This window comes from Micromonospora sp. NPDC005203 (assembly GCF_042872705.1).
Classification (GTDB): domain Bacteria; phylum Actinomycetota; class Actinomycetes; order Mycobacteriales; family Micromonosporaceae; genus Micromonospora.
Genome location: NZ_JBIAKV010000001.1, coordinates 586,331 through 594,219, shown reverse-complemented (window position 1 = coordinate 594,219; position 7,889 = coordinate 586,331). Strand labels below are relative to the sequence as shown.

The following is a 7,889-nucleotide window of genomic DNA, read 5'->3' as shown; positions in this document are numbered from 1 at the left end:
GGAGCGGGCCAACCACCGACAGCGGCACGCCCCCCGGGAGCGGGCCAACCACCGACAGCGGCACGCCCCCCGGGAGCGGGCCAACCACCGACAGCGGCACGCCCCCCGGGAGCGGGCCAACCACCGACAGCGACACGGCCCCCGCCAGGAGCAGCGCAAGCACCGACAGCGGCACGGCGGGTCCGCTGCCGCTGCCGAGCGGGGCTGTCGGGGTGCCGGTCCGGCTGGCCGAGCCGGCCGCCCTGGCGGTAGCCCGTCCAGGAGTCCGGGTCGACCTGCTCGCGGTGGCACCGGGCGGGGTGGGCACGGAAGCGGTGTTGCTCGCTGCGGCGGCGCTGGTGCTGGACGTGTTGGGTGCCGCCCCGACCGACAGGTCCCCGGCGCTCTATCTGGCGCTCCGCCCGGACCAGGCGCAACGCACCGTCGGGTTGCCGGAGGGCACGCGCTTCGCGATTGTCGTCCGCGATTGAGTCGCGCCGGGAGTTGGCCGCGCTCGGCGTCAGTCCCAGTGCGGAGGACGCTCGGCGAGCAGCCAGTCGTCGTTGCCAGCCGCCCGCTCGCCCCAGCCCCGGTCGGTGTCGTCGGAGGTCTGCTCGGGCAGCACCACGAAGTCCTCGCTCAGGTCGACGGTGCGGTCGTCGTCGGGCGCGGCCTGGTTGCCGGGTTCCAAGGGGCTCACGAGCGGCAAGACTAGCGCAGCGAACGGGCAGTGGACCGGTCGCCGACGGTGGCGCGTCGCGCAGAAGCGGACGGGCCGCCGGTCGCGTTGGTAGCGTCGGACGGCGTGACGACCCCCAGCGGTGGCAGCACCCCGGACGACTACTGGCGACGGCCCGGCACCGGTGACGAAGCGGTGGCGGCCCAACCCTCCGCCTCGTCCACGAGCACCCCCGCGAGCGGCTATGTCGGCCCGCCGCCGACCGTGCCGCCGCCGGCCGGTTGGCGGCCACCCGTACATCTGCGGCCGGCGCCGCCACGACGGCTACCCCCGCAGGACATGGCCGAGTTGGACGTGGCTGAGCAGCGCTCGCAGCGGGTCACCTACGGCTTCGGGGTGGGGGCCGCCGTGGTGCTGGTGGTCGTGGTCTGCCTGCTCTGCTCGCGAATCATCTTCTAAGGCCTGTTCATACGGGCGGTCGAGCCGAGGCGGAGTCAAGGCCAGTTCCGATGAAGCAGGCCTTGGAGCGGCGAGCCGAGGCGGAGGGTCAGAGGGTGGTGCCCCAGACGGCCTCGGCGCCGCTGTGGCCGGTGAGATAGACGTAGACCAGGGCGGCGATGGACAGCGCCACGACCGCCACCGCCAGCACGGGGGTGACAAGCGTCGGCAGCTGCGGCACCCGGGGATGTCCACTGGTCGCCACCAGCAGCAGAACGGCCCCGATCCCGAGCGGCACCACGATCCGGAAGAGGATGTCGCCGTAGCGGGAGTGTTCGAAGATCTGGTTGAGGATCGGTCCCTGGAAGCCCCGGGCGACAAGCGCGTCGGTGAACACCTCACCCGACTTGACGGCCACGAACGCGGTCACCGGCGCCGCCACGGCGAGGAGGCCCAGAGCCCAGTCCAGCCGGTGCCGCCACCGCGGCAGCCCCACGTACGCCATGGCCAGCACCGCCAACAGCGGCACGAACACGACGACCGCGTGGACCACCAGGACGTGTCCCGGCAGACCGAGGATCTCCTCGAACATCGAACCCTCCAGGTGGATCATGGTCAGGAGAGCGCAGGCGTACGGCCCGACCGGCCGTCCCCAGGCTCTCGACCGGTCACACGCGCGCCGCGTCGATCGGGTTCACCGTCGGAGGCAGCAGGCCCGATCTTCCCGGGCTGTGTCGGCGACCACCCGGGCCAGGCGACGGTTGTCGATGTTTGTCGCGCGTGCTGTCATTGGCGCATGTCCGCCGCCGAGGAGCTGCTGCGATCGAAGGGCCTGCGTGTCACGCGGCCCCGCCTCGCGGTGCTCGACGTGCTGGCCGGCGGCGGTCACCTGGAGGTCGACGAGATCAGCCGGCGCGTCCGGGAACGCCTCGACTCGGTCTCCACCCAGGCGGTGTACGACGTGCTGGGCGCGCTGTCCCGGGCCGGGTTGTCCCGCCGGATCGAGCCGGCCGGCGGTCCCGCCCGCTACGAGGCGCGTGTCGGCGACAACCACCATCACGTGGTCTGCCGGGGCTGCGGCGAGATCGCCGACATCGACTGCGCGGTGGGCAGCGCACCGTGTCTGGAGCCGAACGTGACGCACGGGTTCGAGGTGGACGAGGCGGAAGTGACCTTCTGGGGTCTCTGCCCGGGCTGCCGGGCGCGCCGCTCCGCCGACGTGTGACCGGGCGGCGCCGACGGGACGTGTCCGACGGGGTCGACCCGAGCGTGGCACTCTTGGACGGTGGACTCCGATGACCTCGGCCTCTTCGGTCCAGGTTCGGTCACGTGGAAGGTGCACGAGGAGCCGATCCTGATCGTCGCCGGCCTGCGCTCGCTCTACCTCCAGGCGTTGCACCCTCGGGCGATGGCCGGGGTCGCGCAGAACAGCAATTACCGCACCGACGCGTGGGGCCGCCTGGTCCGCACCGCCACCTATGTCGCAACCACCGTCTACGGGACCAGCGCGGAGGCGGAGGCGGCCGGAGCCCGGCTGCGCCGACTGCACGACCGGCTGCGGGCCACCGACCTGCGCACCGGCGAGGAGTTCCGGATCGACGAACCGGACCTGCTGCGCTGGGTGCATGTCACCGAGGTGGAGTCGTTCCTCAGCACGGCCCGGCGGGCCGGGCTGCCGCTGAGCGACGACGAGGTGGACGGCTACTACAGCGAGCAGCGCCGATCCGCCGAGTTGGTCGGTCTGGACCCGGCCACCGTGCCGGGCACCGCGGCCGAGGTCGAGGACTACTACCGCGACGTACGGCCTGAGCTGCGGATGACCCGCGAGGCCGCCGAGACGGCGATCTTCCTCACCGCTCCGCCGCTGCCGTGGAAGCTCAGCCTGCCGGCCCGGTTGGGGCTCACCCTCGGCCCGCCCCGCTGGGCGTACCTGGGGATTGCCGGCACCGCCTTCGCACTGCTGCCGGCCTGGGCTCGCCGGATGTACGGCGGGCTCGGTCTGCCGACCACCGCGGTGTCGGCGGACCTGACCGTGCGCGCGCTGCGGCTCGCGTTCGCCGCCGTGCCCCGTCGTTACCTGGAGGGGCCGTTGATCCAGGCCGCCAAGGAGCGGGCCGCGCGTCACGCCGCCAGCCAACTGACCGGCTGACCCGGCCGCCGCCACCCGAGGTCAGCCGTCGACGTGCCGGTCCATGGCCGCCCACGGCTCCTTGCCCGGCACCTGCGCGCCCGTCGGGCAGTGCCGCCGGAAGTCGCACCAGCCACAGCGCGGGCCGGGCGCCACCGGGAACGCCTCGTCCGCGTCGGCGCCGTCGGCGACCGCCCGTTCGGCGGCCATGATGTCGCGGGCCGTCTCCTCCGCGCGGGTCAGCTGCCGGGCCAGTGACTCGACGGTGTGATCGTGGCCGGCGACCGTGCCGGTCGGCAGGTGGTGCAGCTCCACCCGACGGCACGGCTTGCGGAACACCCGCTCGGCCGCGTACGCGTAGAGCGCCAACGCCTGCGAACCCCGGGCGTCGTCGGTGTCCAGGCCGGTGCGACCGGTCTTGTAGTCGACGATGACCAGCTCGGACCCTTCCGGCCCGGGTCGTGAATCGATCCGGTCGGTGCGGCCGTTGAACGCCAGCACGGCGGTCTTGACCGCCACCACCCGCTCCACACCGAGCGGATCCGAGTCGGCGTCAAGCGTCTCGACGTACGCCTCCAACCAGCCCAACGCCCGCCGATAGGCGGCCCGCTCCTGCTCGTCGTCGCGGTAACCCTCGCGGACCCAGGTGCCCTTGAGCAGGGTGGCCAGGGCTTCGGGGCGACGCCGGTCGGCGGGCAACGCATACCAGTTCTTCAGGGCGGTGTGCACGCTGGCGCCGAGCGAGTTGTGCGCCCACGGCGGACCCTTGGGCGGGGCCGGCCGGTCGACGTAGGAGTAGCGGTAGCGGCGCGGGCAGTCCGCGTACGCGCCGAGTTTGCTCGGGGTGCAGACGAACAGTCGCTCCGGCATGCCCTCGAAGCCAAGCTGCTCGGCATCGCCGGCGCGCTGTCGGGGAGCCCGGCCACCGGCCGCAGGCCGTCCCGCTGAGGAGGATCGTCGCACGCCTACGATCCTGCCACCCACCCCCGACACCGTGCGGGAGCCGGTCAGGTCATGTTTACGTACTGGGTGACGAAGGCGAACACCGCGTCGGCGATGAGCTGCACGGCGATCGCGGCCAGCAGCAGGCCGGCGATCCTGGTCAGCACCTCGATCCCGCCCGGCCGGAGGATCTTCACGATGCCGCCGGAGAAGCGCAGGACGATCCACACCGCGAGCATCACGGCGAGGATCGCCACGGCGATGGCCGTGAAGTCGCCGAACCCGTCGGCCTGCTGGACGAAGAGCATGGTCGCCACGATGGCGCCCGGACCGGCCAGCAGCGGGGTGCCCAGCGGCACCAGGGCGATGTTCGAGGTGGCGTCCGCGCTCGGGCCGTCGGTCTTCCCGGTGAGCAGTTCCAGTGCGACGAGCACGAGCAGCAGCCCACCGGCCGCCTGCAACGCCGGCAGGTCCACGTGCAGGTAGTCCAGCAGGGTCTGCCCCGCCACCGCGAAGACCACGATCACGCCCAACGCCAGCGTGACGGCCTGCCAGGCGGCCCGGTTACGGTCCCGGGCGGGCAGCGGGCCGGTCAACGCCAGGAAGATCGGCATCATGCCCGGCGGGTCGGTGATCACCAGCAGGGTCACGAAGACCTCGCCGAACAGCTTCAGATCCACGTGATCAACCTAGCCGCGCCCGAGTGGGCAAAATACCCGGATCAGCCCGAAGCGACCTCGGTCACCCCGGCGGCGGCGATCCGCTCAAGCGCATCGACGCTCGTGGTGAAGGCACCGAGCTGGACGGATTTGTGGGTGCCATGAAAATCCGACGAACCGGTGACGAACAACCCCAACTCGGCGGCGAGCGCTCGCACGTGCTCGCGTTCGGCCGGGCTGTGGTCCTCGTGGTCGGCCTCGAGCCCGGCCAGCCCCGCGGCGGCCAGCTCGGCGATCGACTCGTCGGGCACCACCCGACCGCGCCGAGTGGCCCGGGGATGGGCGAAGACCGGCACGCCGCCCGCCGACCGGACCAGGTGGATCGCCCGGAACACGTCGATGTCGTCCTTGGGCAGCCGGTAGCGCTCGCCCAGCCAGTCCGGGCCGAATGCCTCCCTGGTGCTGCTGACCAGGCCGGCCCGGATCAACGCCTGCGCGATGTGCGGGCGGCCGACGGTGCCGCCGCCGGCACCGGCCAGGATGTCCGGCCAGCTCACGTCGATGCCGTCGGCTCGCAGCAGCCCGACGATCCGTTCGCCGCGCTCCTCCCGGGCGGCTCGCACCCGGCCCAGCTCGGCAGCCAGTTCCGGGTGGTCCGGGTCGAACAGGTACGCGAGCAGGTGCAGCGGCACCGCGGGCCGGCTACCGGACCATCGACACGACAGCTCCGCCCCCCGGATCAGGCGTAGTCCCGGCGGCAACGCCCGCACGGCCGGCGCCCAGCCGGCGGTGGTGTCGTGGTCGGTGATCGCCAGCACGTCCAGCCCCGCCTCGGCGGCAGCCCGAACCAGCTCAGCCGGGGGCAGCGTGCCGTCGCTGGCCGTCGAGTGGGTGTGCAGGTCGATACGCGGAACGGAGCCGGTACGCGAGGTCACCGTCCGACGCTACCGAGGAACAACCGCGCCCGGCTCACGGAGGTCACCTCGACCGGGCGGGTCAGAGGCCGGCCACCAGGACCGGCCGGTCCCCGGCCGGCACGCCGGAGACCGCGGCGGGGCTCGCGGGTTCCCCTGCCCGCACCCGAGCGATGTCGACCTGGACCAGCGCGCCGGCGGCGTCGAGGTAGGAGGCGTGGGACTCGTCGGCCCAGACGATCGCACCGGTGATCGGTGGCCCGGCCGAGACGGTTGTCGGGTTCGACCCGAGCCGCCGCAGGTCGACCAGCAGCGCCTGGCTGGTCTTGCCGACCCGCCCGTTCACCAGCAGCCACCGCCCGTCGGCGGAGATTCCGCCGACGCCGTCCTGGCTGAGCTCCGGCCCGCAGCCGGTCTCGGCGGGGCGCAGGTGACGGGTCGGGTCGAGCACGGCCAGGCACGTCCGACCCGGTTCGGTGGAGATCTGCCCGACGAGCCGCCCGTCGGGCAGCCCACCGTAGAAGTTGAGGGTTTCCTGGTCGACGGCCTCGGTCAACGGCCCCGCGCCGGGCCGCCAGAGGGTGTGGCCGGCGTCCGCCGGGTCGGGTCGGACCAGCACGCTGTCGCCGACGAACCGGACGGGCACCGCGCCGGCGGGCGCCGCGGTGCGCGCCGCACCGATGAGTTGACCGCCGACCACCCCCGCCACCAGCAGATCGCTGCCGTCCCGCCAGGCGACCTGCCGGCTGTCCGGGGCCAGCACGATCGAACCCGCTCCGGCCAGCAGCACCTGCACCAGGCCGTCGTTCTGCACCACCCGGAGGGAGCGGCCCGCGGTGGTCCGCGTACTGACCACCAGCCAACCGCCGCCACCGGGCAGGAGTTGGGCGCTTTCGGCCGACCCGACGTCGGGCAGCACCAGCCGTCGGCCGTCGGGGCCGACAAGCGTCTCGGTCCCGAGCAGGGCCGCTGACGGTCCGGGCGAGGGATCGGTGCCGGAAGCGCTGGCTGTCGGGATCGGCCGACCGGACAGGTCCGGGTCACCGATCACCACGATGGGTGCGTCCTCGCGTCCGGTCTCGGCCCCGAGCTGTGCCATGCCGGCGCTGAGCAGGACGGTGGCGACCGCCCCGATGGCCAGGCCGGCCGCGGTACGCCGCCGCCGGATCCGGTTCGCGCGGCGGATGGCCTGGCCTGCCGGGTCGACGCTCTGTGGGCGGGCGAGGTCGACCTGGCCCGAGAGGGTCTCCCGCACCGCACCTTCCAGCTCGTCCGGCCGCACCTGGTAAGAACGCCGCGGGCCGTCCGTCCGGTTGTCGGGCTGGCCCGGCAATGCGCTCACTGCTGCTCCCCGGGGCCAGTGCCGACTGGCACGGGCGCCGGGGCGGAGGGGAGCACGACCTGCGGGCCGATCGGCTGCGGCGCGGCCGGGCGGGGAGTGGCCGGGCGGGGCTCGGGGCGGCCGGCCGACTGGCGCGCTCTGCGCGTGGCGGCGGCACCGGCGGTCGGGACCGGTCCGGTCGGGGCGCCCGACCCGCCGGACCGACCGGCCGCGGCGGCCGACCCGCCGGCAGCTGCCGGCCGACCGGCAGCACCGGCAGCGGCGGTCAGGTCCGGCGTGTCGGCGCCCATCCGACGGCGCAGCGTGGCCAGCGCCCGGGACGACTGGCTCTTCACCGTGCCCGGTGAGATGTTCAGCAACGCGGCGGTCTGCGCCTCCGACAGGTCCTCGTAGTAGCGGAGCACCAGCACCGCCCGCTGCCGGCTGGGCAACTCGCGGAGGTGCCGCCAGAGCAGGTCCCGGTCGAGTTGCTGCGAGATCTCGTCGACACCGGCGCGTTCCGGCAACACCTCGGTGGGGCGTTCACCGTGCCAGCGTCGCCGCCACCAACTGGTCGACGTGTTGACCATCACCCGCCGGGCGTACGACTCGACGGCCTCGATCCCCCCGAGCCGCTTCCAGGCGAGGTAGGTCTTGGTCAGCGCGGTCTGCAGCAGATCCTCGGCCGTGGCCCAGTCGCCGGTGAGCAGGTAGGCGGTGCGAAGGAGCGCGGCGGAGCGGGCCGCGACGAACTCGCGGAACTGCTCCTCCAACGGATCCCTGCTCGCCACCGCCCACCTCCACACCCCGGCCGTCCTGGCAGAGTGCC

11 protein-coding genes are annotated in these 7,889 nt (G+C 73.5%); 4 read left to right on the top strand and 7 right to left on the bottom strand.

The window, feature by feature from the left end; translation table 11 throughout:
• Positions 1-470 (top strand): hypothetical protein (locus tag ACFYPM_RS02915; RefSeq protein WP_387190619.1); only part of this gene is annotated, 470 nt, incomplete at its 5' end.
• A gap of 29 nt (positions 471-499) precedes the next feature.
• Here the strand turns inward: ACFYPM_RS02915 and ACFYPM_RS02910 are convergent.
• The gene (locus tag ACFYPM_RS02910) at positions 500-679 is read right to left on the bottom strand and encodes a hypothetical protein (RefSeq protein ID WP_387190616.1); all 180 of its coding nucleotides are present in this window, start codon (positions 677-679) and stop codon (positions 500-502) included.
• 105 nt (positions 680-784) lie between these two features.
• Here ACFYPM_RS02910 and ACFYPM_RS02905 point away from each other — a divergent pair, with 105 nt between their 5' ends.
• Entirely contained in the window at positions 785-1,117 is a 333-nt protein-coding gene (locus tag ACFYPM_RS02905; RefSeq protein ID WP_387190614.1) for a hypothetical protein, read from the top strand.
• 88 nt (positions 1,118-1,205) lie between these two features.
• Here the strand turns inward: ACFYPM_RS02905 and ACFYPM_RS02900 are convergent, their stop codons facing one another.
• Complete coding sequence (locus ACFYPM_RS02900; protein WP_387191430.1) at positions 1,206-1,688, bottom strand: DUF2231 domain-containing protein; 483 nt, start codon at positions 1,686-1,688, stop codon at positions 1,206-1,208.
• Positions 1,689-1,892: 204 nt separating this feature from the next.
• On the opposite strand from ACFYPM_RS02900, the gene ACFYPM_RS02895 reads away from it, so the two are divergent.
• Both ACFYPM_RS02895 and ACFYPM_RS02890 read left to right on the top strand, forming a co-directional pair.
• On the top strand, positions 1,893-2,321 hold the full coding sequence (locus ACFYPM_RS02895; RefSeq protein ID WP_387190612.1) for a Fur family transcriptional regulator: 429 nt from the start codon (positions 1,893-1,895) through the stop codon (positions 2,319-2,321).
• A gap of 60 nt (positions 2,322-2,381) precedes the next feature.
• A complete protein-coding gene (locus ACFYPM_RS02890; protein WP_387190610.1) occupies positions 2,382-3,245 on the top strand; it encodes an oxygenase MpaB family protein in 864 nt (287 codons plus the stop codon).
• A gap of 21 nt (positions 3,246-3,266) precedes the next feature.
• Here ACFYPM_RS02890 and ACFYPM_RS02885 read toward each other — a convergent pair whose 3' ends face one another.
• The 5 genes from ACFYPM_RS02885 to ACFYPM_RS02865 form a co-directional block, all read right to left on the bottom strand.
• Positions 3,267-4,187 carry a RecB family exonuclease gene (locus ACFYPM_RS02885; protein WP_387190608.1) on the bottom strand — a complete coding sequence of 307 codons (921 nt, stop codon included), beginning with the start codon at positions 4,185-4,187 and terminating at the stop codon, positions 3,267-3,269.
• 44 nt (positions 4,188-4,231) lie between these two features.
• Positions 4,232-4,846 carry a MarC family protein gene (locus ACFYPM_RS02880; RefSeq protein ID WP_357557638.1) on the bottom strand — a complete coding sequence of 205 codons (615 nt, stop codon included), beginning with the start codon at positions 4,844-4,846 and terminating at the stop codon, positions 4,232-4,234.
• 41 nt (positions 4,847-4,887) lie between these two features.
• Complete coding sequence (locus ACFYPM_RS02875; RefSeq protein WP_387190605.1) at positions 4,888-5,760, bottom strand: PHP domain-containing protein; 873 nt, start codon at positions 5,758-5,760, stop codon at positions 4,888-4,890.
• A gap of 61 nt (positions 5,761-5,821) precedes the next feature.
• A complete protein-coding gene (locus ACFYPM_RS02870; RefSeq protein ID WP_387190603.1) occupies positions 5,822-7,081 on the bottom strand; it encodes a hypothetical protein in 1,260 nt (419 codons plus the stop codon).
• Positions 7,078-7,851 carry a SigE family RNA polymerase sigma factor gene (locus ACFYPM_RS02865; RefSeq protein WP_387190601.1) on the bottom strand — a complete coding sequence of 258 codons (774 nt, stop codon included), beginning with the start codon at positions 7,849-7,851 and terminating at the stop codon, positions 7,078-7,080. The genes ACFYPM_RS02870 and ACFYPM_RS02865 overlap by 4 nt, the downstream gene beginning before the upstream one ends.
• Positions 7,852-7,889: the final 38 nt, after the last annotated feature.

Excerpts from the sequence above, each read along its gene's own strand:
- ACFYPM_RS02900 (WP_387191430.1), bottom strand. The coding sequence starts at position 1,688 with ATGTTCGAGGAGATCCTCGGTCTGCCGGGACACGTCCTGGTGGTCCAC.
- ACFYPM_RS02895 (WP_387190612.1), top strand. The coding sequence starts at position 1,893 with ATGTCCGCCGCCGAGGAGCTGCTGCGATCGAAGGGCCTGCGTGTCACG.